The organism is Streptomyces sp. NPDC086023 (genome assembly GCF_044540325.1).
Lineage (GTDB): Bacteria > Actinomycetota > Actinomycetes > Streptomycetales > Streptomycetaceae > Streptomyces.
Genome location: NZ_JBITRX010000005.1, coordinates 1 through 26,250 on the forward strand (window position 1 = coordinate 1; position 26,250 = coordinate 26,250).

Annotated in this window: 19 protein-coding genes and 1 rRNA gene; 11 read left to right on the forward strand and 9 right to left on the reverse strand. The window is 72.6% G+C overall.

Translation table 11 applies throughout. The features are described from left to right. Positions 1–83: ribosomal RNA gene (gene rrf, locus ACIF6F_RS11645) — 5S ribosomal RNA — on the forward strand; the annotation flags it as partial. 123 nt (positions 84–206) lie between these two features. Here the strand turns inward: rrf and ACIF6F_RS11650 are convergent. The 5 genes from ACIF6F_RS11650 to ACIF6F_RS11670 are packed head-to-tail and all read right to left on the reverse strand — an operon-like array spanning position 207 to position 5,703. Further along, positions 207–1,517, reverse strand: coding sequence for a DUF58 domain-containing protein (locus ACIF6F_RS11650; protein WP_399944618.1), 1,311 nt, complete (start codon positions 1,515–1,517; stop codon positions 207–209). Further along, on the reverse strand, positions 1,517–2,500 hold the full coding sequence (locus ACIF6F_RS11655; protein WP_399944621.1) for an AAA family ATPase: 984 nt from the start codon (positions 2,498–2,500) through the stop codon (positions 1,517–1,519). The genes ACIF6F_RS11650 and ACIF6F_RS11655 overlap by 1 nt, the downstream gene beginning before the upstream one ends. Further along, positions 2,497–3,708 (reverse strand): DUF4350 domain-containing protein, encoded by a 1,212-nt coding sequence (locus ACIF6F_RS11660; protein ID WP_399944624.1) that lies wholly within the window; start codon positions 3,706–3,708, stop codon positions 2,497–2,499. Before ACIF6F_RS11660 ends, ACIF6F_RS11655 begins: the two co-directional genes overlap by 4 nt. After that, complete coding sequence (locus ACIF6F_RS11665) at positions 3,705–4,400, reverse strand: DUF4129 domain-containing protein (RefSeq protein ID WP_399944627.1); 696 nt, start codon at positions 4,398–4,400, stop codon at positions 3,705–3,707. Before ACIF6F_RS11665 ends, ACIF6F_RS11660 begins: the two co-directional genes overlap by 4 nt. Positions 4,401–4,404: 4 nt before the next feature. Further along, positions 4,405–5,703: a hypothetical protein gene (locus ACIF6F_RS11670; RefSeq protein ID WP_399944629.1), complete on the reverse strand. Its 1,299-nt coding sequence runs from the start codon at positions 5,701–5,703 to the stop codon at positions 4,405–4,407. 268 nt (positions 5,704–5,971) lie between these two features. Between ACIF6F_RS11670 and mtrA the strand changes: the two genes are divergently transcribed. The 6 genes from mtrA (at position 5,972) to ACIF6F_RS11700 (ending at position 13,472) form a co-directional block, all read left to right on the forward strand. After that, the gene (gene mtrA / locus ACIF6F_RS11675; protein ID WP_399944632.1) at positions 5,972–6,661 is read left to right on the forward strand and encodes a two-component system response regulator MtrA; all 690 of its coding nucleotides are present in this window, start codon (positions 5,972–5,974) and stop codon (positions 6,659–6,661) included. 1 nt (position 6,662) lies between these two features. Next, positions 6,663–8,618 carry an MtrAB system histidine kinase MtrB gene (gene mtrB / locus ACIF6F_RS11680; protein ID WP_399944635.1) on the forward strand — a complete coding sequence of 652 codons (1,956 nt, stop codon included), beginning with the start codon at positions 6,663–6,665 and terminating at the stop codon, positions 8,616–8,618. Next, entirely contained in the window at positions 8,608–10,548 is a 1,941-nt protein-coding gene (locus tag ACIF6F_RS11685; RefSeq protein ID WP_399944638.1) for an LpqB family beta-propeller domain-containing protein, read from the forward strand. The genes mtrB and ACIF6F_RS11685 overlap by 11 nt, the downstream gene beginning before the upstream one ends. A 216-nt stretch (positions 10,549–10,764) precedes the next feature. Further along, positions 10,765–11,514, forward strand: a complete 750-nt coding sequence (locus ACIF6F_RS11690) for a ComF family protein (protein WP_399944640.1) — start codon at positions 10,765–10,767, stop codon at positions 11,512–11,514. Between the two features lie 328 nt (positions 11,515–11,842). Beyond that, positions 11,843–12,532 (forward strand): ribosome hibernation-promoting factor, HPF/YfiA family, encoded by a 690-nt coding sequence (gene hpf, locus ACIF6F_RS11695; RefSeq protein WP_399944643.1) that lies wholly within the window; start codon positions 11,843–11,845, stop codon positions 12,530–12,532. 205 nt (positions 12,533–12,737) lie between these two features. Then, positions 12,738–13,472, forward strand: coding sequence for a response regulator (locus ACIF6F_RS11700; RefSeq protein WP_399944646.1), 735 nt, complete (start codon positions 12,738–12,740; stop codon positions 13,470–13,472). Positions 13,473–13,531: 59 nt separating this feature from the next. Here ACIF6F_RS11700 and ACIF6F_RS11705 read toward each other — a convergent pair whose 3' ends face one another. The 3 genes from ACIF6F_RS11705 to ACIF6F_RS11715 are packed head-to-tail and all read right to left on the reverse strand — an operon-like array spanning position 13,532 to position 15,915. After that, the gene (locus ACIF6F_RS11705) at positions 13,532–14,692 is read right to left on the reverse strand and encodes a winged helix-turn-helix domain-containing protein (protein WP_399945541.1); all 1,161 of its coding nucleotides are present in this window, start codon (positions 14,690–14,692) and stop codon (positions 13,532–13,534) included. Between the two features lie 53 nt (positions 14,693–14,745). Continuing rightward, positions 14,746–15,327, reverse strand: a complete 582-nt coding sequence (locus tag ACIF6F_RS11710) for a GNAT family N-acetyltransferase (protein ID WP_399944649.1) — start codon at positions 15,325–15,327, stop codon at positions 14,746–14,748. A 6-nt stretch (positions 15,328–15,333) separates the two neighbouring features. Then, positions 15,334–15,915 carry a GNAT family N-acetyltransferase gene (locus tag ACIF6F_RS11715; protein ID WP_399944652.1) on the reverse strand — a complete coding sequence of 194 codons (582 nt, stop codon included), beginning with the start codon at positions 15,913–15,915 and terminating at the stop codon, positions 15,334–15,336. 228 nt (positions 15,916–16,143) lie between these two features. Between ACIF6F_RS11715 and secA the strand changes: the two genes are divergently transcribed. Then, positions 16,144–18,933, forward strand: coding sequence for a preprotein translocase subunit SecA (gene secA, locus ACIF6F_RS11720; protein WP_399944654.1), 2,790 nt, complete (start codon positions 16,144–16,146; stop codon positions 18,931–18,933). Positions 18,934–19,004: 71 nt separating this feature from the next. Here secA and ACIF6F_RS11725 read toward each other — a convergent pair whose 3' ends face one another. Continuing rightward, the gene (locus ACIF6F_RS11725; RefSeq protein WP_399944657.1) at positions 19,005–19,418 is read right to left on the reverse strand and encodes an Rv3235 family protein; all 414 of its coding nucleotides are present in this window, start codon (positions 19,416–19,418) and stop codon (positions 19,005–19,007) included. 274 nt (positions 19,419–19,692) lie between these two features. Between ACIF6F_RS11725 and ACIF6F_RS11730 the strand changes: the two genes are divergently transcribed. From ACIF6F_RS11730 to ACIF6F_RS11740, 3 genes are all read left to right on the forward strand, one after another. After that, positions 19,693–20,193 carry a DUF6912 family protein gene (locus tag ACIF6F_RS11730; RefSeq protein ID WP_399944660.1) on the forward strand — a complete coding sequence of 167 codons (501 nt, stop codon included), beginning with the start codon at positions 19,693–19,695 and terminating at the stop codon, positions 20,191–20,193. A gap of 34 nt (positions 20,194–20,227) precedes the next feature. Then, positions 20,228–20,902: an HAD family hydrolase gene (locus tag ACIF6F_RS11735; RefSeq protein ID WP_399944663.1), complete on the forward strand. Its 675-nt coding sequence runs from the start codon at positions 20,228–20,230 to the stop codon at positions 20,900–20,902. Positions 20,903–21,248: 346 nt separating this feature from the next. Beyond that, positions 21,249–26,198 carry an NAD-glutamate dehydrogenase gene (locus ACIF6F_RS11740; protein ID WP_399944666.1) on the forward strand — a complete coding sequence of 1,650 codons (4,950 nt, stop codon included), beginning with the start codon at positions 21,249–21,251 and terminating at the stop codon, positions 26,196–26,198. Positions 26,199–26,250 lie beyond the last annotated feature (52 nt).

Consider the following 26,250-nt stretch of genomic DNA (forward strand, 5'->3'; position numbering starts at 1 on the left):
ACATTCCGAACCCGGAAGCTAAGCCTTTCAGCGCCGATGGTACTGCAGGGGGGACCCTGTGGGAGAGTAGGACGCCGCCGAACAATCATTGTGGGGAAGCCCCGCACCTGATTCGAAAGAATCGTGGTGCGGGGCTTCTCTGCGTTTCAGGGTCAGGGTGAGTTACAGGAAGGGGGCCCGCCATTCGGCGGGCCCCCTTCTGCGTTCTACAGGCGGCCGGCTGCCTTCAGGGCCAGGTACGCGTCCGCCAGGGCCGGGGCCAGGGTGTCCGGGGGCGCGTCGACGACCGTGACGCCGTGGCGGGCCAGTTGGTCGGCGGTGCGGTGGCGCTGGGAGCGGGACTGGGCGGCGGCGGCGGACTCGTACACCGCGTCCACCGTGCCGCGCGCCTTGGCCATGCGCTCCACCTCGGGGTCGGCCACGGAGGCGACCAGCACCGTGTGCCGCCGGCTCAGCTGCGGCAGTACCGGCAGCAGGCCCGCCTCGATGGGCGCCGCGTCCAGGCCGGTCAGCAGGACCACCAGGGACCGGCGCGGGGCGCCGGCCAGGATCGTGGAGACCATCGACCGGGCGTCGGTCTCCACCAGTTCGGGCTCCAGGGTGGCCATCGCGTTCACCAGGGCGGGCAGGACGTCGCCCGCGGACCGGCCCTGGACCTGGACGCGCGTGCGCCGGTCGTACGCGAGCAGGTCGACGCGGTCGCCCGCGCGGGAGGCCAGGGCGGCCAGGAGCAGGGCCGCGTCCATCGCCGCGTCCAGCCGGGGGGCGTCGCCCACCCGGCCGGCGGACGTGCGGCCCGTGTCGAGGCAGATCAGGATGTGCCGGTCGCGCTCGGGGCGCCAGGTGCGGACGGCCACCTTGTTCTGGCGGGCGGTGGCCCGCCAGTCGATGGAACGCGTGTCATCGCCCGGCACGTAGTCCCGCAGGCTGTCGAACTCGGTGCCCTCGCCGCGGGTCAGGACGCTGGTGCGGCCGTCCAGTTCGCGAAGCCGGGCCAGCCGGGAGGGCAGGTGCTTGCGGCTGGTGAAGGGCGGCAGGACGCGGACCGTCCAGGGGACGACGTGGCTGCCCTGGCGGGCCAGCAGGCCCAGCGGCCCGTACGAGCGGATCGTGACCCGGGCCGCCTGGCGGTCGCCGCGCCGGGTGGGGCGCAGCCGGGTGGTGACCCGGCGGCGTTCGCCCGGCGGGACGCGGAGCGCGTGGCGGGAGGCGTCGGTCTCCGTGCCGGGGAGCCAGCTGCTGGGCGGCCACGCGTCGCGGAGCCGGGCGCGCAGCGGGCGGGTGCCCGGGTTGGTGACGGTCAGGTGGACCTCCGCGGCCTCGCCGAGGCGGACGTTGGTGTCGCCGGAGCGGGCCAGGCGGAGGGTGCGTACGGGGGCCGCGAGGGCGTAGTCGCAGGCGCAGGCCAGTGCCAGCGGGCCGTTGACGGCCAGCAGGCCCGTCCAGCCGGGTTCCAGCAGGCCGACGGGGATCGAGCCGAGGGCCGCGATGAGCGCGGCGCGTCCGGTGAGGGCCATCAGCGGGGTACGGGGACGTGGGCCAGGATCGCGTTGATGACCGAGTCCGCGGTGACGCCTTCCATCTCGGCCTCGGGGCGCAGCTGAACGCGGTGGCGGAGTGTGGGCAGGGCGAGGGCCTTCACGTCGTCCGGGATGACGTAGTCGCGGCCGGTGAGCCAGGCCCAGGCGCGGGAGGTGGCCAGCAGGGCGGTGGCGCCGCGGGGGGAGACGCCCAGGGTGAGGGAGGGCGACTCGCGGGTGGCGCGGCAGATGTCGACGACGTACCCGGTGATCTCGGGGGAGACGGCGGTCTTCGCGACGGCGTCGCGGGCGGCCTCCAGGTCGGCGGCGGTGGCGACCGGGCGTACGCCGGCGGCGGCGAGGTCGCGGGGGTTGAAGCCCTGTGCGTGGCGGGTGAGGACGTCGATCTCGTCCTGGCGGGACGGGAGGGGGACGGTGAGCTTGAGGAGGAAGCGGTCCAACTGGGCTTCCGGGAGGGGGTAGGTGCCCTCGTACTCGACGGGGTTCTGCGTGGCGGCGACCAGGAAGGGGTCGGGCAGCGGGCGCGGGGTGCCGTCGACGGTGACCTGCCGCTCCTCCATGGCCTCCAGGAGGGAGGACTGGGTCTTGGGCGGGGTGCGGTTGATCTCGTCCGCGAGGAGGAGGTTGGTGAAGACCGGGCCGGGCTGGAAGGAGAACTCGGCGGTGCGCGCGTCGTACACGAGGGAGCCGGTGACGTCGCTGGGCATCAGGTCGGGGGTGAACTGGACGCGCTTGGTGTCGAGTTCGAGCGAGGCGGCGAGGGCGCGCACCAGGAGGGTCTTCGCGACGCCGGGGACGCCTTCGAGGAGCACGTGGCCGCGGCAGAGGAGGGCGACGACGAGACCGGTGACGGCGGGGTCCTGGCCGACCACGGCCTTGCCGATCTCGGTGCGGAGGGCCTCCAGCGCGGAGCGCGCGCGGTCCGCGGTGGCTGCGTGGTCTGCGGGCTGGGCCGTCATGAGGAGCGGACCTCCCTTTCGAGGGCGTCGAGGTGGTCGGTGAGCGCGACGAGGGCCGCGTCGTCGGTGGGTGCGGGCCCGAACAGCAGGCCCGTCAGGTGGCGTCCGTCGCCCGGGAGTTGGGCGGAGACCGCGGGGGTCAGGGTGGCGGGGTCGTGGGCGCCGGCCGGTGGTACGCCGAGGAGTGCGGCGAGGCGTTCGCGGGTGGCGGCGCGCAGCACCTGGGCGGCGCGGTCGCGGGCGTCGGCCTTGCGGTAGAGGCGGGCGCGGCCCTCGGTGGCCTCGGAGGCGCGGATGGCGACCGGGAGGTTCTCGTGGACCAGGGGGCCGAGGCGCCGGGCGCGCCAGGCGGCGGCGAGGACGGCTGCGACGAGGAGTTGGAGCAGGGCCCAGGACCAGCCGTCGGGGATCAGGTCGGAGAAGCTCTGCTCGGTGCCCTCGCCGGTGGCCGCCGGGTCGGCGAGCGTGGGCAGGTACCACGTCACCTCGGTTCGGGTGCCGAGGAGTTGGAGGGCCAGGGAGGCGTTGCCCTCGTCGGCGAGGTTCTCGTTGAGGAGGGGTGCCGGGGAGCCGAGGAGGACGGTGTCGGCGCCGTCCCGGCCCGGGAGGACGAGGAGGGTGGCGGGGCCGTCGTCCGGGTAGCAGGAGGCGGCTCCCTGACGGGTCGTCGTGTACGCGAGGCCCTCGCCGGTGGTGGCGCGGCCCGCGCCGACCGCGGGGGCGTACGCGCACCGCGGGTCCAGTGCCTCGTCGCCGCCGGTGGCCGAGGCGGTGACGCCCGGGACGAGGCCGGCCAGGGCGGTGGGGCCGGGGGAGAGCAGCACGGTGCGGCCGCCGGAGAGGTCCATGGCCGTCTTCAGGGTCTCGCGCTGGCCGTCGGTGAGGAGGCCGGGCGAGGTGACGACGAGGGTGGTGCCGGGGGCGGCCGCGGTGACGGCTTCGGCGGTGGTGGTGACCACGTGGGTGCGGATGCCGTGGCCGCTGAGGAGTTCGGCGAGGGCGCGGGTGCCCTGGGGGTCGGCGGAGCGGGGGTCGAGGCGGCCGTGTGCCTCGCCGGAGTTGAGCGCGGCGAGCACGATGCCGGCCAGGAGGAGGACCGCGAGGGCCAGGAGGGGGCCGCGGGCGCGGGCCCACAGCTGTGCCGGGCCGGGGGCGGTGGAGGTGCGGCCGGGGGTGGCCGCGGGGGCGGGGGCGGTGGTGCCGGTCATCCGGCGGCTCCCGGGGTGGTGGCGTCGAGGAGGGGGCGGGTCCGCTCCAGGGTGAGGTCGAGGTCCCGCAGGCGTACGTAGGCCTCCTGGTCGGCGGTGCGGCCGCCGTAGGTGACGTCGTCGAAGGCGCGGGCCGCGGCGCGGAGGGCGGCGGTGTGCGCGGGGAGGGTGCGGGCGGCCTCGGCGGCCGCCTCGTCGGCGGTGCGGCCGGGGCGGGGGGCGAGGAGGGTGCGTTCCTCCAGGGAGCGGACCAGGGCGCGCATCCGCTCCTGGACGGCCTCGGTCCAGCGGCCTGCCGCGGCGTGCGCCTCGGCGGCGGTGCGGTGCTCCGCGGCGCTGCGGGGGCGGTCGTCGAAGAGGGCGGCGGCGGAGGCGGCGGCGCGGCGGGGGGTGCCGAGCCGCCACCACAGGGCGGCGAGGAGGGCCAGTACCAGCAGGACGACCACGACGAGGCCCAGGGTGCCCCCGGGGGTGACCCCGGATGCGGCGTCGAGGACCTCGCCCACCCAGTCCCAGAAGGCGTTCCAGGCGCGCTGGAGCAGGCCCGGGTCGTTCTCGTGGTACATCGGCTTGGACAGTTCGCGTTCGGCCGCCTCGCGGGCGGGTACGCGGGGTGTCGTCACCGGTGGTTCGTCCGCGCGGCGGGCCAGTGCGGCCGCCGCGCGGGTGGTCGTGCCCCCCGTGGCCGTCACCGCATCAGCCTCCCGCGGCGGCGGTGCCGGGCGGGGTGTCGCCGGGGCCGTGGAGGCCGGCGGCGCGGGCCAGCTCCAGGTCCAGGGCCTCGCGTCGGATGCGCTGGTCGATGTACAGCAGGACGGTGACGCCCGCGTTGATCGGCATGGTGACGGTCAGGGCGATCACGGAGCCGATCGCGGTGACGACCAGGAAGCCCCAGCTGTAGGTGGCGGTGCCCTCGACGATGCCCTGGAAGCCGTCGCCGCCGAAGAGCATGCCGGCGATCGTGAAGGGGAAGACGATGATGCCCGCCACGATGCTGGTGATGATGCTGGTCAGGAGCGTGATCAGGAAGATCCGCCACCAGGCGCCGCGGACCAGGCGGGCCGACCGGGCGAGTGACTTGAGTACGGGCTGCTTCTCCAGCATCAGGGCCGGCGAGGCCAGGCTGAAGCGGATGTAGAGCCAGAGGGCCACGGGGAAGGCGATGAGCATGCCGCCGAGGCCGAGGCCCCAGCTGCCGGCGAGGATGCCGGGCAGCAGGGCGACGGCGAAGATCGCCACGACCATCAGCAGGAGCAGCAGGGTGAGCCCCGTGAGCTTCAGCAGCCGGGGGCGGGCCTCCTGCCAGGCCTCGGCGACGGTGGAGGTCCGGCCGAGCACGGCGCGGCTGAACACCATCGTCAGGGTGGCGGTGGCGAGGATCGTGCCGATCAGGGTGATGACCTGGGCGACGGCGCTGGCGGCGATGCTGCCGCCGATGGCGTCGAGCTGCTGGCGCAGCGCGGCCTCGGGGTCGCCGGCGGCGGCCGTGTTGAGGTCGTCGAGCGCGAAGCCCTGGACCAGGGTGATCGCGAGCTGGGTGACCACGGCCACCGCGAGGGTGATCGAGAGGACCGTGCGCCAGTGGGCGCGCATGGTGGAGACCGCGCCGTCGAGGATCTCGCCGACGCCGAGGGGGCGCAGCGGGATCACGCCGGGCTTGGGCGCGTACGGCTTGGCGCCCCAGGCCGTGTGGGCGCCGCCGCGGGTGGACGGGTCCCAGCCGCTGCCGGGGGCTCCCCAGCCCTGTGCGGGCCCGCTGGGCGCGCCGGGCCCGGGGGCCGGGCCGCCCGGGTTGACGCCGGTCCACTGGCCCGCGGGGGGCTGCTCGGCCGACCACCGCTGGTCGGCGGGGGGCGTGGCGCCGGTGCCGCCGTCGGGCGCGGGAGCCGCGTCGGGGGCGGGGGCCGCTCCGTCCGGCGTGGCCGCCGCCCCGTCGGGGCGTTCGCCGTCCGACGGGGTGGATCCGGGCGAGGCCCAGCCCGGAGAGTCGTTCATCGTCACTCCTTCACGTGCCCGTACGGGGGCGGGGCGCTGGTCGGCTGCCATCGTGCCATGTGGTTGGGCCGATCGGGCGGGCCCCCGGCGTTGTTTCCCGATCTAGGTCCGGGCCGGGCCTCCCGTGGTCCGGGAGGCTCCCGAGCCTTCTGCCGGCACCCGGGGAGGGGGCAGACTGAGGGGCCGGATCACGACGGGTGACCGGGGCGAAACCGCTGGTCGCATCGCTGTGTGCCAGCTCACCGCCGGGTAACGATTGGCTAATGGGATGATGTCAGTCATGAAGGGACGCGTCCTTGTCGTCGACGACGACACCGCGCTGGCCGAGATGCTCGGCATTGTGCTGCGTGGAGAAGGTTTCGAGCCGTCGTTCGTCGCGGACGGCGACAAGGCCCTGGCTGCCTTCCGTGAGGCCAAGCCGGACCTGGTGCTGCTGGATCTCATGCTGCCCGGACGGGACGGCATAGAGGTCTGTCGGCTGATCCGGGCCGAGTCGGGTGTGCCGATCGTGATGCTCACGGCCAAGAGCGACACCGTCGACGTGGTCGTCGGCCTGGAGTCAGGTGCCGATGACTACATCGTCAAGCCGTTCAAGCCCAAGGAGCTGGTGGCCCGCATCCGGGCCCGCCTGCGCCGCTCCGAGGAGCCTGCCCCCGAGCAGCTGACCATCGGTGACCTGGTCATCGACGTGGCCGGGCACTCGGTGAAGCGGGACGGGCAGTCGATCGCGCTGACCCCGCTGGAGTTCGACCTGCTGGTGGCGCTCGCGCGCAAGCCGTGGCAGGTGTTCACCCGCGAGGTGCTGCTGGAGCAGGTGTGGGGCTACCGCCACGCCGCCGACACGCGGCTCGTCAACGTGCACGTACAGCGGCTGCGTTCCAAGGTCGAGAAGGACCCGGAGCGCCCCGAGATCGTGGTGACCGTCCGCGGCGTCGGCTACAAGGCGGGGCCGAGCTGACATGCCGTCCCGCACGGCCCCCCGGGGCGGCCGGCGGTTCCTGATCGGAGCGTCCGGCCGGCCCCTGCTCCGCCTCTTCGTGCGCTGGGTGCGCAGACCGCTGCTGCCGGCGATCCGGCTGTGGCGGCGCAACCTCCAGCTGCGCGTCGTCGCGGGCACGTTGCTCATGTCGCTCGGCGTGGTCCTGATGCTCGGCTTCGTCGTCATCGGGCAGGTCAGCAACGGCCTGCTCGTCGCCAAGGAGGAGGCGGCCCAGAGCCAGGCCTCCGGTGGTTTCGCGGTCGCGCAGGAGAAGGCCAACGCGCCGGCGGTGACCGGCGCCCAGGACAACGCGGCGGGTGACAACCGGGCCGGCCGCAACGCCAGCGCCTGGATGTCCGACCTCGTCGAGCAGCTGGCCTCCAGCGGCCAGAAGGCGTACTCCGTGGTCGCGCTCGGCGCCGGCGAGGCCGAGGACGCGGCCGGCGACCTCGGCTCCGGCGTCCGCGGCCCGCGGGCTTCCGGCGGGGTCGACCCGACCGCGAGCGTGCCGGCGGCGCTGCGCAAGGCCGTGGACAGCGGGACCGGGCCGTACCAGACCTTCTCCAGCATCGAGTACACGAGCAGCGGCAAGGCCTCCGAGCCCGCGCTGGTGATCGGCAAGCGGCTGACGGACATCAACGGCGACCCGTACCACCTGTACTACCTCTTCCCGCTCACGCAGGAGGAGGAGTCGCTGAACCTGATCAAGGCCACCATCGCGACGGCCGGTCTGTTCGTCGTCGCGCTGCTCTGCGCCATCGCCTGGCTGCTGGTGCGGCAGGTCGTCACACCCGTGCGGATGGCCGCCGGGATCGCCGAGCGGCTCTCGGCGGGGCGCCTCCAGGAGCGGATGAAGGTCACCGGCGAGGACGACATCGCACGCCTGGGCGAGGCCTTCAACAAGATGGCCCAGAACCTCCAGCTCAAGATCCAGCAGCTGGAGGACCTCTCGCGCATGCAGCGGCGGTTCGTCTCCGACGTCTCGCACGAGCTGCGCACCCCGCTGACGACGGTACGGATGGCCGCGGACGTCATCCACGACGCCCGGGTGGACTTCGACCCGGTGACCGCGCGCTCCGCGGAACTGCTCGCCGGCCAGCTGGACCGCTTCGAGACGCTGCTCGCCGACCTGCTGGAGATCAGCCGGTTCGACGCGGGCGCCGCGGCGCTGGAGGCCGAGCCGATAGACCTGCGCGACGTCGTACGCCGGGTCATCGACGGCGCCGAGCCGCTGGCCGAGCGCAAGGGCAGCCGGATCCGGGTGCTCGGCGACTCCCAGCCGGTGGTCGCGGAGGCGGACGCGCGCCGCGTGGAGCGCGTGCTGCGCAACCTCGTGGTCAACGCCGTGGAGCACGGAGAGGGCAAGGACGTGGTGGTCCGGCTGGCCTCGGCCGGCGGGGCGGTGGCCGTGGCCGTACGCGACTACGGCGTGGGCCTGAAGCCCGGCGAGGCCACCCGCGTGTTCAACCGCTTCTGGCGGGCCGACCCCGCGCGGGCCAGGACCACCGGCGGCACGGGCCTCGGCCTGTCGATCGCCGTCGAGGACGCACGGCTGCACGGCGGCTGGCTGCAGGCCTGGGGCGAGCCCGGCGGCGGCTCGCAGTTCCGGCTGACACTGCCCCGTACGGCGGACGAGCCGCTGCGCGGTTCGCCGATCCCGCTGGAGCCGGAGGACTCGCGGGCCGCCCGCGCCCGCGCGGCGGCCCGGCTGGAGGAGCGGTCCGGCGACCTGCCCCCCCAGGGCGTCGCCGAGCGGGACCGCGATCCGATACCGCCGCGCAGCCTCGTCGCCACCGCAGTGCCCGCCGACCCCACCGCGCTGCCCGGCAACGGCGCGCGGGTGGTGGCCAGGCCCGGCGGCGACCAGGCCGCCCCGCAAGGACAGACAGCCCGGCCGACGGGCACGGACCGGGAGGACGGCGCAGGTGGACGCTGAGGCCCCGCAGGCCACCGAGACCACGGGCCGGGACGGCCGGGACGGCAGGAACGGCCGGGACGCCAGGAACGGCCGCGGCACCGCCGGTGTCCGGGGCCGTCGCCTGCGGGTGGCGGGAGCCCTGGGCTGCGGCGCCCTGCTGCTGGCCGGCTGCGCCTCGATGCCCGACAGCGGCGAGGTCAAGCAGGTCGAGGCCTCCCAGGGGGTGGACTCGCAGGTACGGGTCTTCGGCGTGCCGCCGAAGGACAAGGCCACCCCGTTCGAGATCGTCGACGGCTTCCTGGAGGCCATGACCAGCGACGACCCGAAGCTGGCCATCGCGCGCGAGTACCTGACCAAGAGGGCCGCGGCGAAGTGGAACCCGGGCAAGGGGATCACGGTCCTCTCGTCCGAGCTCAACCGCCAGCGCCTCGGCGCCGGCAACGACCAGGACGAGGAAGGGCAGCGCTTCGAGCTGTCCGGCAACCGCCTGGCCCGCGTCGACGAGCGCAGCGCCTACCAGCCGGAGGCCGGGAACGCCTCGTACAAGGAGTTCCTCCAGCTGGTGAAGGAGGACAACCAGTGGCGGATCGACGGGCTGCCCGACGGCCTGGTGCTCGGTGAGTCCGACTTCCAGCGGATCTTCCGGTCCGTCAACAAGTACTACTTCGCGGCGGGGATGCTCGTCGCCGACCCGGTGTTCGTGCGCCAGCGCCCCGATCCGGAATCGCGCATGGACGCCATCACCCAGACCGTGCAGTCCCTGCTGGCGGGCCCCTCGAAGTGGCTGGGCCCGGTGGTCGGTTCGAGCTTCCCGACCGGCACGGCCCTGCGCGACGGCACGCGCACGCTCTCGTACGACGGGGACAACGCGCTGCGGGTGCCGCTCAACGGCAAGGCGGACAACGTCGCCGACAGCCAGTGCCGGCGGATGGCCACCCAGCTGCTGTTCACGGTGAAGGACGTGACCGCCTCGCGGGTGACCAGCGTCGAACTGCTGCGCTCCGACGGCAAGTCGGCCCTGTGCCAGGTCGGCGAGCCCGAGGCCACGGTCACCGCGAACCGCTTCTCCAACGTCTCGCCCCAGCACCAGTACTACGTGGACCCCGAGAACCGGCTGCGCAGGATCCAGCTGATGTCCGACAGCGAGGCCAGACCGGAACAGGGCGAGCCCGTGGCGGGGCCGCTGGCCACCGCGCAGCTCAAGATCGGCTCGGCGGCCGTCGCGCACGACGAGAAGCGCACCGCGGTGATCAGCGAGAACGGCCGCGAGATGTACGTCGTCTCGCTGACCACCGGCGGCCCGCTCGGCCAGCCGGTGCTGACCAGCAAGGCGCCCGCCAACGCGGGGACCGGGCACCGGCTCTCCGCCCCCAGCTGGGACGGCCGCGGCGACCTCTGGGTGGCCGACCGCAACCCGGCCGACCCGGCGGTGTGGGTGCTCAACGGCGGCGAGGGCACCCCCCAGCGGGTGGACGTGGCCGGGCTGCACGGCGGGCGGATCGAGTCCCTGCGGGTCTCCTCCGACGGCGTGCGCATCGCGCTGCTGATCGAGAAGGACGGCCGGCACACCCTGCACGTGGGACGGATCGAGCGCCCCGACGCCCGGGGCGGCAGCGAGGAGACCAGGGTGCTGGTGCGCGAGCTGCGCCCGGCGGCCCCCCAGATGGCGGACGTCACCGCCATGTCCTGGGCCTCGCGCGGACGGCTGCTGGTCGTCGGCCGGGAGGCCGGGGGCGTGGTGCAGGCCCGCTACATGCAGGCCGACGGGTCCGCCGTGGTCTCCGGCAGCCTGCCCGGCGCCACGGGGCTGAGCGCGATCGCCGCCTCCGAGGACGAGAAGGCGCCCGTGGTGGCGTACTCCGGGACGGACGGCATCGTCTGGCTGCCGCCCGGCGCCCAGTGGCGGACCGTGGTGGACGGCGGCTCGGCCCCGGTATACCCCGGCTGACCCGCGCCTGCCGGCCCGGGCCTCCCGCGGGACGGGCGTGCCCTGGTACGGCCTGTCCCGACCACTCCTTCGGGTGAGATCCGGCCGACTTCCCGGGTGCCTTGCGAGTGAGGTCCGGCCGGCTTCCGCCGTGCCCGGCGGAAGCGCGGACGCGGGCGGTCGGGGTGGTTTTCCACAGGGGTGGCCGGGCCGGTGGGCCGGGGGCACAGTGGAGCCATGCGGGCGTGGTGGCGGGAGCTCTCCGGGCTGGTCCTGCCGGTGGACTGCGGCGGTTGCGGCGCCGCGCGCACCCTCCTCTGCGAGCCTTGCCGCCGGTCGCTGAGCGGGGGCCGGGCGCGCCGGGTGCGGCCCAGCCCCGAGCCGTACGGCATGCCGCCGGTGTACGCGGCCGCGCCGTACCGCGACGCGGTGCGCGCCGTGCTGCTCGCGCACAAGGAACGCGGGGCGCTGGGGCTCGCGGAGGTGCTGGGCGGTGCCCTGGCCGCGGCGGTACGGGCCGCCGCGCCCGGTCCCGGGGGAGGGCCGCTCGTACTGGTGCCCGTGCCCTCCGCGCGGCGGGCGGTGCGGGCGCGCGGGCACGACCCGGCCCGGGGGATCGCGCTGGCGGCCGCGCGGGAACTGCGGCGAGGGGGCCGGCCGGCGCGGGTGGCGGCGGTGCTGGGACAGCGGCGGGCGGTGGCGGACCAGGCGGGTCTGGGGGCGCGCGAGCGGCGCGCGAACCTGTCCGGGGCCCTGGAGGTCCGGCGGGGTGGTGTGCGGCTGCTGGCGGGTGGGCAGGTCGTCCTCGTGGACGACCTGGTGACCACCGGAGCGTCGCTGGCGGAAGCGGCGCGGGCGGTGCGTGTGGTGCTGCCCGGAGAGCTTTTGCCGGAAGGCGGACCACCTCCCCGAACGGTTGAATCCGATCGGGTCCGAGCGGCCGTGATCGGGGGACCTTCGGCCTCTTTCGAAAAGAATTGGAACTGACAAGATTGGCGCATCGTTGCAGGTGGTAGGAGGGAAAACACACCTGATCGGAGGTACGTTCCGGTAGCGGGTGCCGACAACCGTCCGAGCGAGATATGTTCGGTTGTAAGCGGTAATGGCGAGCACTTCGGCCCCACCAGCGGATCACGTGCTTCGGAGTTCGGGAGGGTTTCCCTCCCCTCCCGAAGTCGGTGGGGTGGAGATCTCGCCGATGGGGGAGGAGGAGGTGAAAGTCGCCAAGTCCGAGGCTCCGGTGCTCACCGGAGTCTGGTGCAAAAGGGAGACGCTTCGCCCGACGAGGCGGAGCGATCCGGGAACGGAGTTCTGCGTGGACATCGTCGTCAAGGGCCGCAAGACCGAAGTGCCCGAGCGGTTCCGCAAGCACGTGGCCGAGAAGCTCAAGCTGGAGAAGATCCAGAAGCTCGACGGCAAGGTGATCAGCCTCGACGTCGAGGTGTCCAAGGAGCACAACCCGCGCCAGGCCGACCGTTCCGACCGCGTGGAGATCACGCTTCACTCACGTGGCCCGGTGATCCGGGCAGAGGCCGCGGCCGCGGACCCGTACGCGGCGCTGGACCTCGCGCACGAGAAGCTCGAGGCGCGCCTGCGCAAGCAGCACGACAAGCGCTTCAGCCGCAGGGGGACCGGCCGCCTGTCCGCCGCGGAAGTGGCCGACGCGGTGCCCGGCGCGGCGGTGCTGAACGGAAACGGCCACCTGGTCACCGAGGAGAGCGACGAGATCCCGACGACGCGGATCGGCTCGCTCGAAGTACAGGGCGAGGGACCGCTCGTGGTCCGCGAGAAGACCCACGCGGCCGCGCCCATGAGCCTGGACCAGGCGCTCTACGAAATGGAACTCGTCGGTCACGACTTCTACTTGTTCGTCGACTCGGACACCAAGCAGCCGAGCGTGGTCTACCGACGCCACGCGTACGACTACGGCGTCATCCACTTGGACGCCGACAGCCACTCGACCTCGGAAGAGGGCGGCGGAGCGGGCGGGGCGCTCGGCGGCTGACGGCCCCGGTCCCGCGCGCAGGAAAACGTCAGCGAGATGCCCCTGGGAGGCGCTCCACGCGCCCCCGGGGGCATCCATTTGCGGCCAGCGGCCGACCACGGTGTCGGCCGGGCATGGAATCATGGCGGGCAGCCAACGGGCGGCCTGAGCGCCCCGTTCGGCGCGGCACATGTACTTCGGGCCACGGCCTTCAGGGGGAGGAACGATGGCGGACAGCTTCGGACCGGTTCACGAGGACGAGGCGGACTGCTCCGGGACGCCCGGCGCGGGCCACGGCGGGGAACCGATCCGGGTCCTGGTCGTCGACGACCACGCGCTCTTCCGCCGCGGGCTGGAGATCGTGCTGGCCCAGGAGGAGGACATCCAGGTCGTGGGCGAGGCCGGGGACGGCGCCGAGGCCGTGGACAAGGCCGCGGACCTGCTCCCCGACATCATCCTCATGGACGTGCGGATGCCCCGGCGCGGCGGCATCGAGGCCTGCACCTCCATCAAGGAGGTGGCCCCCAGCGCGAAGATCATCATGCTGACGATCAGCGACGAGGAGGCCGACCTCTACGACGCGATCAAGGCCGGGGCCACCGGCTACCTCCTCAAGGAGATCTCCACCGACGAGGTGGCGACCGCGATCAGGGCCGTCGCCGACGGCCAGTCGCAGATCAGCCCCTCCATGGCGTCGAAGCTGCTCACCGAGTTCAAGTCGATGATCCAGCGCACCGACGAGCGGCGGCTGGTGCCCGCCCCCCGGCTGACCGACCGTGAGCTGGAGGTCCTCAAGCTGGTGGCGACCGGGATGAACAACCGGGACATCGCCAAGGAGTTGTTCATCTCCGAGAACACCGTGAAGAACCACGTGCGGAACATCCTGGAGAAGCTCCAGCTGCACTCCCGCATGGAGGCCGTGGTCTACGCGATGCGGGAGAAGATCCTCGAAATCCGCTGACCCGCGGTGGGCCCGGGCCACGGGCCCACGCAGCCCCCGGCCCTTCTGCCGTACGGGTGCTACGCGCCCAGCGCCGCCAGCTCCGCGGTGACCGCGGCGGCCTGCTCCGGGGTGCCGCCCCGCTCCACCCGTACCGCGTCGCAGCCCACCCACTCGGCCGCCTCACGCAGCGCGGCCGCGACCGCGGGAGCCGACTTCGGGGTCTCCAGGGACAGCTGACGGGCCACCAGGGTCGTCCCCTCGCGGGCCGGGTCCACCCGGCCGACGAGCCGGCCGCCCGCCAGCACGGGCATCGCGAAGTAGCCGTGCACGCGCTTCGGTTTGGGCACGTACGCCTCCAGCTTGTGCGCGAAGCCGAAGATCCGCTCGGTGCGCGGCCGGTCCCACACGAGGGAGTCGAAGGGCGACAGCAGCGTCGTGCGGTGGCGGCCGCACGGCTCGGTGGCCAGCGCCTCCGGATCCGCCCAGGCCGGCTTGCCCCAGCCCTCGACCTCCACCGGCACCAGGCCGGAATCCGCGATCACCGCGTCCACCTGCTCCCCCTTGAGGCGGTGGTAATCAGCCAGATCCGCACGCGTCCCCACCCCGAGCGAACGGCCGGCCAGGGCCACCAGCCGGCGCAGGCATTCCGCGTCGTCCAGCTCGTCGTGGAACAGCTCGTCCGGCACCGCGCGCTCCGCCAGGTCGTACACCCGCTTCCAGCCGCGCCGCTCGGTCACCACCACGTCCCCGGCGTCCAGCAGCCACTCCACGGCGATCTTGGTCTCGGACCAGTCCCACCAAGGTCCGCCGTTCTTCGCGCCGCCCAGCTGGGTCGAGGTCAGCGGGCCCTCCGCGCGCAGCCGGTCGAGGACCAGGCGGCACGAGGCCTCCTTGTCCTTCATCCGGTGCCAGCGGTACCCGTGGGCCCGCTTGACCCGGCGCCGGAACGCGAAGTGCGGCCACTCCTCGATCGGCAGGATGCAGGCGGCGTGGGACCAGTACTCGAAGGCGTGGCTGTCGGTCCAGTACGCCCGCTCGACCGCCTCCCGGCCCACCGCCCCCAGCCGCGCGTACGGGACGAGCTCGTGCGAGCGCGCCAGCACCGAGATGGTGTCGAGCTGTACGGCGCCCAGGTGGCGGAGTATGCCGCGGACCCCCGCGCGCCGGTCGGGGGCCCCGATGAACCCCTGGGCGCGCAGGGCGATGCGGCGTGCTTCGTCGGCGGAGAGCGAGACCATGGTCATGGCCGCACCTTAGGCGGCACCACTGACAATGGGCCCCCGCGCAGCACTCAGGCCCCGGCGGCCGTCTCCGACTCGTGCGGCAGCGCGCTCGGCAGGCCCAGGTCGGAGGGGAGCAGCGCCGCGGCCCAGCAGTCGCGCAGCACGCCGTCGTGCTCCATGCCCGAGCGCTGGACGCCCTCCATCACGAAGCCGGCCTTCTCGGCGATGGCGCGCGAGGCGTCGTTCCCGACGCCGGCGCGCCAGACCAGCCGGACCACTCCGGCCTCGGTGAAGGCCCAGTGGGCGGCGGCGCGCACGGCCTCGGTCGTGTAGCCCTTGCCGCGGTGTCCGGGGGCCGCCCAGTAGCCGATCTCGTGGATGTGGTCGTCCAGCCGGTGCACGCAGAGCGCGGCGACGAGCGGGCCGCCGTCGGCCTCGCGGGCCACGAAGTTGTACTGCGAGCCGTCCTTCCACCCGGCCGGCACGGTCTCCTCGACGAAGCGGGCGGCGGCCTCCATCGGGTACGGGTCCGGGATCGTCATCCAGCGCCGGATCTCGGGGTCGTGGCAGGCCGCGTGCATCTCCGCCGTGTCCTCGGGGGTGTGCGGGCGCAGGACGAGGCGTGCGGTGGTCAGGGTGACCATGTCCATCGGGTGCTACTTCGCTTCCGCGGGGTGGGGCAGGTAGGGCTCGGCGGAGGGCAGGCCCAGGTCGGAGGGGAGCAGCCCGCCGATCCAGGCGTCGCGGACGGTGCCGCGCTGGGGGAGGGCGGCGCGCAGCAGGCCCTCGTACCGGAAGCCCAGCTTCTCGGCGACGGCGCGCGAGGCCGTGTTGCCGGCCTCGGCCCGCCACTCCAGGCGGGTGGCGCCCAGGTCGGTGAAGACCCAGCGGGCGATCCGGTCGACGGCCTCGGCCGTGTAGCCGCGGCCGCGGTGCTCCTTGGCGGTCCAGTAGCCGATCTCGTACTTGCCGGGGCCGTGGACGTGGACGCCGGCCGAGGCGACGAGGAGGCCCGAGTCGGCCAGGCAGACGGCGAAGGGGTACTGGGTGTCCGTGCGCCAGGCCTCCGGGGCGAGCTCACCCACCCAGCCCTCGGCGTGGTGGCGCTCGTAGGGGGAGGGGACGGCGGTCCAGCGCTGGATGTCCGGGTCCTGGCAGTAGGCGTGCACCAGGTCGGCGTCTCCGGGCGTCCAGGGGCGCAGCAGGAGTCGGCCGGTGGTCAGTGTCGTGGGCTCCATGCAGGGATTCTCGTCACCCGCAGGTGGCAGGGGCGAACAGTTTTCGGGGAGACCGGCACCTTCCAGGTCCCCCGTACGTTCTCATTCCGGGCGCGCGCCGCCCTGCGGCGACGGCGGACCTCCCGGCGCGACCACGTCCTCGCTTACGATGGCCGTTGCGGTGGGGCCCACCTGCCGTGCCCGTGTACGAACCAGTGCCAGGCCCGACCGGCAAGGAGACCAGCCTCAGTGTCCGTCTTCAACAAGCTCATGCGTGCAGGCGAAGGCAAGATCCTGCGCAAACTGCACCGCATCGCGGACCAGGTCAACTCCATCGAAGAGGACTTCGTCAACCTCTCCGACGCCGAGTTGAAGGCGCTGACGGAGGAGTACAAGGAGCGGTACGCCAACGGCGAGAGCCTTGACGACCTGCTCCCCGAGGCCTTCGCCACCGTCCGCGAGGCCGCCAAGCGCGTCCTCGGCCAGCGCCACTACGACGTGCAGATCATGGGCGGCGCCGCCCTGCACCTCGGGTACGTGGCCGAGATGAAGACCGGTGAGGGCAAGACCCTCGTCGGCACGCTGCCCGCGTACCTCAACGCGCTGTCCGGCGACGGCGTCCACCTGATCACGGTGAACGACTACCTCGCCGAGCGCGACTCCGAGATGATGGGCCGCGTCCACAAGTTCCTGGGTCTGTCCGTCGGCTGCATCCTGGCGAACATGTCGCCGGCGCAGCGCCGCGAGCAGTACGCCTGCGACATCACGTACGGCACCAACAACGAGTTCGGCTTCGACTACCTGCGCGACAACATGGCGTGGTCGAAGGACGAGCTGGTGCAGCGCGGCCACAACTTCGCCGTGGTCGACGAGGTCGACTCCATCCTGGTCGACGAGGCCCGTACGCCGCTGATCATCTCCGGCCCGGCCGACCAGGCCACCAAGTGGTACGGCGACTTCGCGAAGCTGGTCACCCGCCTGACCAAGGGCGAGGCCGGCAACCCGCTGAAGGGCATCGAGGAGACCGGCGACTACGAGGTCGACGAGAAGAAGCGCACGGTCGGCATCCACGAGGCCGGTGTCGCCAAGGTCGAGGACTGGCTCGGCATCGACAACCTCTACGAGTCGGTGAACACCCCGCTCGTCGGCTACCTGAACAACGCCATCAAGGCGAAGGAACTGTTCAAGAAGGACAAGGACTACGTCGTCATCGACGGCGAGGTCATGATCGTCGACGAGCACACCGGCCGTATCCTCGCCGGCCGCCGCTACAACGAGGGCATGCACCAGGCGATCGAGGCGAAGGAAGGGGTGGACATCAAGGACGAGAACCAGACCCTCGCCACGATCACCCTGCAGAACTTCTTCCGCCTCTACACCAAGCTCTCCGGCATGACCGGTACGGCCATGACCGAGGCCGCCGAGTTCCACCAGATCTACAAGCTGGGCGTCGTGCCGATCCCGACGAACCGGCCGATGCAGCGCACCGACCAGCCGGACCTCATCTACCGCACCGAGGTCGCGAAGTTCGCCGCGGTCGTCGACGACATCGCGGAGAAGCACGAGAAGGGCCAGCCGATCCTCGTCGGCACCACCTCGGTCGAGAAGTCCGAGTACCTCTCGCAGCAGCTCGCCAAGCGCGGCATCCCGCACGAGGTCCTCAACGCCAAGCACCACGAGCGCGAGGCCGCGATCGTGGCCCAGGCCGGCCGCCGCGGCGCCGTCACGGTCGCCACGAACATGGCCGGCCGCGGTACGGACATCAAGCTCGGCGGCAACCCCGACGACCTCGCCGAGGCGGAGCTGCGCCAGCGCGGCCTCGACCCCGAGGAGCACATCGAGGAGTGGGCGCACGCCCTGCCCTCCGCGCTCCAGAAGGCGGAGGAGGCCGTCAAGGCCGAGTTCGAGGAGGTCAAGTCCCTCGGCGGCCTGTACGTCCTGGGAACCGAGCGGCACGAGTCGCGCCGTATCGACAACCAGCTGCGCGGTCGTTCCGGCCGTCAGGGCGACCCGGGCGAGTCCCGCTTCTACCTGTCGCTGGGCGACGACCTGATGCGCCTGTTCAAGGCCCAGATGGTCGAGCGGGTCATGGCCATGGCCAACGTCCCGGACGACGTGCCGATCGAGAACAAGATGGTGACGCGCGCGATCGCGTCGGCCCAGTCGCAGGTCGAGACCCAGAACTTCGAGACGCGCAAGAACGTCCTGAAGTACGACGAGGTCCTCAACAGCCAGCGCGAGGTCATCTACGGCGAGCGCCGCCGCGTTCTGGAGGGCGAGGACCTGCACGAGCAGGTGCGCTTCTTCATGGACGACACCATCGACGCGTACATCGCGGCCGAGACGGTCGAGGGCTTCGCCGAGGAGTGGGACCTGGACCGGCTGTGGGGCGCCTTCAAGCAGCTCTACCCGATCAAGGTCACGGTGGAGGAGCTGGAGGACGCCGCGGGCGACCGTGCCGGCATCACCGCCGAGTTCATCGCGGAGTCCGTCAAGGACGACATCCACGAGCAGTACGAGGCGCGCGAGAAGCAGCTCGGCTCCGACATCATGCGCGAGCTGGAGCGCCGCGTGGTGCTGTCGGTGCTCGACCGCAAGTGGCGCGAGCACCTCTACGAGATGGACTACCTCCAGGAGGGCATCGGCCTCCGTGCCATGGCGCAGAAGGACCCGCTGGTCGAGTACCAGCGCGAGGGCTTCGACATGTTCAACGCCATGATGGAGGGCATCAAGGAGGAGTCCGTCGGCTACCTGTTCAACCTGGAGGTCCAGGTCGAGCAGCAGGTCGAGGAGGTCCCGGTGGCGCCTTCGCTGGAGAAGGAGGACGCCATCCCGGCGGCCCGTCCCGAGATCCGCGCCAAGGGCCTGGACGCCCCGCAGCGCCCGGACCGGCTGCACTTCTCCGCTCCCACGGTGGACGGCGAGGGCGGTGTCGTCGAGGGCGACTTCTCGGACACCCTGCCCGAGGGCGACGGCCTGACGCGGGCCGAGCGCCGCAAGGCGCAGAAGGCCGCGGGCGGCCGGCGCCGCAAGAAGTAGCACCGCCGCGCGGTGCGTACGGCCGGGGCCGGTCACCCTTCGGGGGTGGCCGGCCCCGGCCGCGTTCCGCCTCATCCGCGGGGGCCGATCTCCACCGCCGCGCAGCGCCAGCGGAGGTCCCGGCCGCGTTCCAGGCGGAAGGCCATGGCCGAGAGGCGGTCGCCGGCGGCGATGCGGGCGAAGGCCTCGATGACGTCCGGGGCGGGCCTGCCGATGTCGCAGTACCGGACGACCGGGCGGACCCGGGCCGCGGGGCGCAGGGGTGCGCCGGGGGCCAGGACGACCAGCTGCTCGTACGCGTCGCCGATGGTGTGGCCCAGCATCCGGTGCACCGGGCACTGGCCGCTGAGCACGGCCAGCAGGCGTTCGGCGAACCACCGGTCGGGCCGGGGTGCCCGGCCCGGGCCCGCCGTGCCGCCGGGTCGGGCCGCGTCGTGGCGGCCGCGGGGCCTGGTGCGGTCGGTGGTGCGCCTGTCCCTCTGCATGCCGGTCTTCCCCATCCGCCGGGCCCGGGCCATACCGGGCGGTAACTTCGTCGGGGTTCTTCTACGGGCCGTCCGGGGGCCCGGCAATCGTCCGCGGCCTCCCGGTCCGCCCGCCGACCGGTTCACCTATCCGAGCGAACGGGCCCGCGTCCGCCCTGGTCAGAGGCGTCGGAGACGGGCTCGGGGTGGACGGGCCGGAGACCGGGGTCCGCACCCCGAAGGGGGACCGGCGCACGTATCCTGAGCACGTCCCGACTACGGAAAGCGGCCGCCCATGCGCGTGTACGTCCCCCTGACCCTCCCCGGCCTCGCCGAGGCGCACAAGGCGGGCGAGCTGGGCCCGGCCCCGCTGCTCGCGTACGCCGTGACCCCCTCGCTGCGCGAGTGGTACGTCTCGGACGACATCGAGGAGCTGGAGTACGCCGCCCTCAGCCGGGCCGCGGCCGCCTCCCTGCGCCTGATCGCCACCAGCCCCGGCACCGCCCGCCGCCGGGTCGTCGTGGCCGTGGACGTGGACGACCGGGCCGCCTCGGCCGTACCCGGCATGGACACCGCCACCCTGGGCGAGGTGAAGATCGACGGAACGGTCCGGCTGAAGCTGGCCGCGGCCGTGCACGTGGACGCCGACGACGCCGTCGCGGACATCACCGCCGCCGCCGACGCCCTGGGCGCCGCCGACCAGGGCGACGACGACGCGCAGTTCACCGTGGACGGCGCCGAGGACCACGAACTGCTCTGGTACGGCGTGCAGGAGATCCCCAACCTGATCTCCTGACCAGGTGGTTTCGGCCAGCGGGTACGGTCTTTCCATGGGGAAGAACGCCGGGAACACCGCACCGCACATCGTCTGGGACTGGAACGGCACGCTGCTGCACGACATCCACGCCGTCATCGACGCGACGAACGCCTCGTTCGCCGAGCTCGGCCTGGAGCAGATCACGCTGGAGCGCTACCGCGACCTGTACTGCGTGCCGGTGCCCAAGTTCTACGAGCGCCTCATGGGCCGCATGCCCACCGAGGCCGAGTGGCTCGTCATGGACGACGTCTTCCACCGCCACTACTGGGCCTTCGCCGAGGACGTGGACCTCGCCGACGGCGCCCGCGAGCTGCTGGCCGGCTGGCAGGATGCCGGGCTGACCCAGTCCCTGCTCTCCCTCGCCCCGCACGACCGGCTCATACCGCTGGTCCGCACCCACGGCATCGCGCACCACTTCCTGCGCGTGGACGGCCGTACGGGCCCCTCGCACACCAGCAAGGCCGGGCACCTGGTCCGCCACCTGGAGGCCCTGGACGGGGTCACGGCGGCCCGTACGGTCGTCATCGGGGACGCCGCGGACGACGCGGCCGCCGCCGCCCACGTGGGCGCCCTGGCGGTGCTCTACACCGGCGGCTCGCACAGCCGAGCCAGTCTGGAGGCGGCCGGCGTGCCCGTCGTCGACACCCTCCGGGAAGCGGTCGAGACCGCGCGGGAACTGGCTCGATAGCCACTGCAGCCCGCGTCGCTGTCCAGAGTGTCAAAGTTCCCCCCCAGGTTTTGTACACATACAGCTCATGACGGGCCGGGGGGATGGCGAGATAGCCTTGGACCCGTGATCAGCGCGATATCCCTCGGGGGCAGTGACGCCCCCGGACTGCGCCCGGAGCACCACAGTGCCCGGGCCGTCGCTGATTCCCGCTTCCGGAGCCCGCTGCCGATCTTGGCCGAAACCGCTCCGGTCGCCTCTCCTTACGGCATAGCGTCGAACCCGGCCGGGCACCCCGTGCCGCGGCGCAACGCCATTCCTTCCTTCCCCTACGTCACGCAACGGCGCGCGACAGGAGCCAGAGGACATGCAGACCAAGCTGGACGAAGCAAAGGCCGAGCTGCTCGCACGGGCGGCACGGGTAGCTGAGAACAGCCCGGCCGGGGGGCTACTTCCGACTGGGTCCGAGCAGGCGGAGCGTCCGGACCGGGACACCCTGCTCTCGTACCTCCAGCGCTACTACCTGCACACCGCACCCGAGGACCTTCTCGACCGCGACCCTGTGGACGTCTTCGGCGCCGCGCTCTCGCACTACCGGCTCGCCGAGAACCGCCCGCAGGGCACGGCGAGCGTCCGTGTCCAGACCCCCACGGTCGAGGAGAACGGCTGGACCTCCAGCCACTCGGTCGTCGAGGTCGTCACGGACGACATGCCGTTCCTCGTCGACTCCGTCACCAACGAGCTCTCCCGCCAGGGCCGCGGCATCCACGTCGTGATCCACCCCCAGGTCGTCGTCCGCCGCGACGTCACCGGCAAGCTCATCGAGATCCTCGGCCCGGACTGCGACGCGCACGGCCCGCGCACCTCGCGCCCGCACGACTCCCTCGTCGAGTCCTGGATCCACGTCGAGATCGACCGCGAGACCGACAAGGCCGACCTCAAGCAGATCACCGTCGACCTGCTGCGCGTGCTGTCCGACGTCCGCGAGGCCGTCGAGGACTGGGAGAAGATGCGCGACGCCGCGCTGCGCATCGCCGACCAGCTGCCCGACGAGCCCACCGCCTCCGACCTGCGCGAGTACGAACTCGAAGAGGCCCGGGAGCTGCTGCGCTGGCTCGCCGACGACCACTTCACCTTCCTCGGCTACCGCGAGTACAACCTGGTCGACGGCGACTCCCTGGCCGCCGTGCCCGGCACCGGCCTCGGCATCCTGCGCTCCGACCCGCACCACAGCGGCAAGGAGGACGGCCACCCGGTCTCGCCGTCCTTCAACCGCCTGCCGGCCGATGCCCGCGCCAAGGCCCGCGAGCACAAGCTGCTGGTGCTGACCAAGGCCAACAGCCGCGCCACGGTCCACCGCCCCAGCTACCTCGACTACGTCGGCGTCAAGAAGTTCGACGCCGAGGGCAACGTCATCGGCGAGCGCCGCTTCCTCGGCCTGTTCTCCTCGGCCGCGTACACCGAGTCCGTCCGCCGCGTCCCGGTGATCCGGCGCAAGGTCATCGAGGTCCTGGAGGGCGCCGGCTTCGCGCCCAGCAGCCACGACGGACGCGACCTGCTCCAGATCCTGGAGACCTACCCGCGCGACGAGCTGTTCCAGACCCCGGTCGACAAGCTCCGCGAGATCGTCACCTCCGTGCTGTACCTGCAGGAGCGCCGCCGGCTGCGGCTCTACCTGCGCCAGGACGAGTACGGACGCTACTACTCGGCCCTCGTGTACCTGCCGCGCGACCGCTTCACCACGGGCGTCCGCCTGCGGCTGATGGACATCCTGCGCGAGGAGCTCGGCGGCACCAGCGTCGACTTCACCGCCTGGAACACCGAGTCGGTCCTCTCCCGGATCCACTTCGTCGTCCGCGTCCCGCAGGGCACCGTCCTGCCCGACCTCACCGACGCCGACGCCGAGCGCATCGAGGCCCGCCTGGTCGAGGCCGCCCGCTCGTGGGCCGACGGCTTCCAGGAGGCCCTGGTCAACGAGCTGGGCGAGGAGCGCGCCGCGGAGATGCTGCGCCGCTACGGCGACGCCTTCTCCCAGGGCTACAAGGCCGACCACTCGCCGCGCGCCGCGGTCTCCGACCTCGTGCACCTGGAGCGGCTGTCCGCCAGTGGCCGCGAGTTCGCGCTCTCGCTGTACGAGCCGGTCAGCGCCGGCCCGGGCGAGCGCCGCTTCAAGATCTACCGCCGGGGCGAGCAGGTCTCCCTTTCGGCCGTCCTGCCGGTGCTGCACCGCCTGGGCGTCGAGGTGACCGACGAGCGCCCGTACGAGCTGCGCTGCGCCGACCGCAAGCACGCCTGGATCTACGACTTCGGTCTGCGGATGCCGGCCGGCAGCGGCAACGGCGACCTGGGCGACGACGCCCGCGAGCGCTTCCAGGACGCCTTCGCGGCCGTCTGGACCGGCGAGGCGGAGAACGACAACTTCAACGCCCTGGTGCTCGGCGCCGGGCTGACCTGGCGGCAGGCCGTCGTCCTGCGCGCGTACGCCAAGTACCTGCGCCAGGCCGGCTCGACCTTCAGCCAGGACTACATGGAGGACACCCTCCGCAACAACGTCCACACCACCCGCCTGCTGGTCTCGCTGTTCGAGGCCCGGATGTCGCCGAGCCGCCAGGCCGCCGGCACCGAGCTGATCGACGCGATGATGGAGGAGCTGGACGGCGCGCTGGACCAGGTCGCCTCGCTCGACGAGGACCGGATCCTGCGGTCCTTCCTCACCCTCATCAAGGCGACCCTGCGGACGAACTTCTTCCAGAGCGCGAACGCCGAGGGCGAGCCGCACTCCTACGTGTCGATGAAGTTCGACCCGCAGGCGATCCCCGACCTCCCCGCGCCGCGCCCGGCGTACGAGATCTGGGTCTACTCGCCGCGCGTCGAGGGCGTGCACCTGCGCTTCGGCAAGGTCGCCCGCGGCGGCCTGCGCTGGTCCGACCGCCGCGAGGACTTCCGTACGGAGATCCTCGGCCTGGTCAAGGCGCAGATGGTCAAGAACACCGTCATCGTGCCGGTCGGCGCCAAGGGCGGCTTCGTCGCGAAGAACCTGCCGGACCCGTCGGTCGACCGTGACGCGTGGCTGGCCGAGGGCATCGCCTCGTACAAGATCTTCATCTCGGCGCTGCTCGACATCACCGACAACATGGTCGGCGGCGAGGTCGTGCCCCCGAAGGGCGTGGTCCGCCACGACGAGGACGACACCTACCTCGTCGTCGCCGCCGACAAGGGCACCGCCACCTTCTCCGACATCGCCAACGGCGTCGCGGAGTCGTACGGCTTCTGGCTGGGCGACGCCTTCGCCTCCGGCGGCTCGGCCGGCTACGACCACAAGGGCATGGGCATCACCGCCCGCGGCGCCTGGGAGTCGGTCAAGCGGCACTTCCGCGAGCTGGGCCACGACACGCAGACCGAGGACTTCACGGTCGTCGGCGTCGGCGACATGTCCGGCGACGTGTTCGGCAACGGCATGCTGCTCTCCGAGCACATCCGCCTGGTCGCGGCCTTCGACCACCGGCACATCTTCATCGACCCGAACCCGGACGCGGCCACCTCGTACGCCGAGCGCCGCCGCCTGTTCGAGCTGCCGCGCTCCTCGTGGGCCGACTACGACACCGAGCTGCTCTCCGCGGGCGGCGGCATCCACCCCCGCTCCGCGAAGTCCATCCCGGTCAACGCCCAGATCCGCGAGGCCCTCGGCATCGAGGCCGGCGTCACCAAGATGACCCCGGCCGAGCTGATGCAGGCGGTCCTCAAGGCCCCGGTGGACCTGCTGTGGAACGGCGGCATCGGTACGTACGTCAAGGCCGGCAGCGAGTCCCACGCGGACGTCGGCGACAAGGCCAACGACGCCATCCGCGTCGACGGCGCCGACCTGCGGGTCAAGGTCGTCGGCGAGGGCGGCAACCTGGGTCTGACCCAGCTGGGCCGCATCGAGTTCGCCCAGCACGGCGGCAAGGTCAACACCGACGCCATCGACAACAGCGCCGGCGTGGACACCTCCGACCACGAGGTGAACATCAAGATCCTGCTGAACGCGGTGGTCGCGGACGGCGACATGACCGTCAAGCAGCGCAACAAGCTGCTCGCCGAGATGACGGACGAGGTCGGCCGCCTCGTGCTGCGCAACAACTACGCGCAGAACACGGCCCTGGCCAACGGCATCGCCCAGTCCGCCAGCCTGCTCCACGCCCAGCAGCGCTTCATGCGCCGCCTCGGCCGCGAGGGCCGGCTGGACCGCGCGCTGGAGTTCCTGCCCAGCGACCGGCAGATCCGCGAGCTGCTCAACAACGACCGGGGTCTGACCCAGCCCGAGCTGGCCGTGCTCTTCGCCTACACGAAGATCACGACCGCGGACGAGCTGATCGCCACCGGCCTGCCCGACGACCCGTACCTGCGCCGCCTGCTCTTCGCGTACTTCCCGCAGGCCCTGCGGGACCGGTTCCCCGAGCAGATCGAGTCCCACGCGCTGCGCCGGGAGATCATCACCACGATCCTGGTCAACGACACCATCAACACCGGTGGTTCGACCTTCCTGCACCGTCTGCGGGAGGAGACCGGCGCCTCGCTGGAGGAGATCGTCCGGGCACAGCTGTCCGCCCGCGAGATCTTCGGCCTGGCCGAGGTGTGGGACGCCGTCGAGGCCCTGGACAACCGGGTCGCGGCCGACGTCCAGACCCGGATCCGGCTGCACTCGCGCCGCCTGGTCGAGCGCGGCACCCGCTGGCTGCTGAACAACCGCCCGCAGCCGCTGCAGATCACCGAGACCATCGAGTTCTTCAGCGAGCGGGTGGCCACCGTCTGGGCCGAGCTGCCCAAGCTGGTGCGCGGCGCTGACCTGGAGTGGTACCAGCTGGTCCTGGACGAGCTGACCGAGGCCGGCGTGCCGGAGGAGCTGGCGCAGAAGGTCGCGGGCTTCTCCTCGGCCTTCCCGACGCTCGACATCGTCGCGATCGCCGACCGGACCGGCAAGGACGCGCTGGACGTCGCCGAGGTGTACTACGACCTCGCCGACCGCCTGAACATCACCCAGCTGATGGACCGGATCATCGAGCTGCCGCGCAACGACCGGTGGCAGTCGATGGCCCGCGCCTCCATCCGCGAGGACCTGTTCGCCGCCCACGCGGGCCTGACGGCCGACGTCCTGTCGGTCGGCAACGGCACCTCGACCCCCGAGGAGCGGTTCAAGGCCTGGGAGGAGCGCAACGCCGCCATCATCGGCCGCGCCCGGACCACGCTGGAGGAGATCCACGGGTCGGACGACTTCGACCTGGCGAACCTCTCGGTCGCGATGCGGACGATGCGGACGCTGCTGCGCACGCACAGCTGACGCCGGCGGCAACGCCCGTACGACGGAGCGCCCCGGACCCTCGCGGTCCGGG

Coding starts and splice junctions, on each gene's coding strand:
- ACIF6F_RS11650 (WP_399944618.1), bottom strand. CDS start 1,517: ATGGCCCTCACCGGACGCGCCGCGCTCATCGCGGCCCTCGGCTCGATC.
- ACIF6F_RS11655 (WP_399944621.1), bottom strand. CDS start 2,500: ATGACGGCCCAGCCCGCAGACCACGCAGCCACCGCGGACCGCGCGCGC.
- ACIF6F_RS11660 (WP_399944624.1), bottom strand. CDS start 3,708: ATGACCGGCACCACCGCCCCCGCCCCCGCGGCCACCCCCGGCCGCACC.
- ACIF6F_RS11670 (WP_399944629.1), bottom strand. CDS start 5,703: ATGAACGACTCTCCGGGCTGGGCCTCGCCCGGATCCACCCCGTCGGAC.
- mtrA (WP_399944632.1), top strand. CDS start 5,972: ATGATGTCAGTCATGAAGGGACGCGTCCTTGTCGTCGACGACGACACC.
- mtrB (WP_399944635.1), top strand. CDS start 6,663: ATGCCGTCCCGCACGGCCCCCCGGGGCGGCCGGCGGTTCCTGATCGGA.
- ACIF6F_RS11690 (WP_399944640.1), top strand. CDS start 10,765: ATGCGGGCGTGGTGGCGGGAGCTCTCCGGGCTGGTCCTGCCGGTGGAC.
- ACIF6F_RS11700 (WP_399944646.1), top strand. CDS start 12,738: ATGGCGGACAGCTTCGGACCGGTTCACGAGGACGAGGCGGACTGCTCC.
- ACIF6F_RS11705 (WP_399945541.1), bottom strand. CDS start 14,692: ATGGTCTCGCTCTCCGCCGACGAAGCACGCCGCATCGCCCTGCGCGCC.
- ACIF6F_RS11710 (WP_399944649.1), bottom strand. CDS start 15,327: ATGGACATGGTCACCCTGACCACCGCACGCCTCGTCCTGCGCCCGCAC.
- ACIF6F_RS11715 (WP_399944652.1), bottom strand. CDS start 15,915: ATGGAGCCCACGACACTGACCACCGGCCGACTCCTGCTGCGCCCCTGG.
- ACIF6F_RS11725 (WP_399944657.1), bottom strand. CDS start 19,418: ATGCAGAGGGACAGGCGCACCACCGACCGCACCAGGCCCCGCGGCCGC.
- ACIF6F_RS11730 (WP_399944660.1), top strand. CDS start 19,693: ATGCGCGTGTACGTCCCCCTGACCCTCCCCGGCCTCGCCGAGGCGCAC.
- ACIF6F_RS11735 (WP_399944663.1), top strand. CDS start 20,228: ATGGGGAAGAACGCCGGGAACACCGCACCGCACATCGTCTGGGACTGG.
- ACIF6F_RS11740 (WP_399944666.1), top strand. CDS start 21,249: ATGCAGACCAAGCTGGACGAAGCAAAGGCCGAGCTGCTCGCACGGGCG.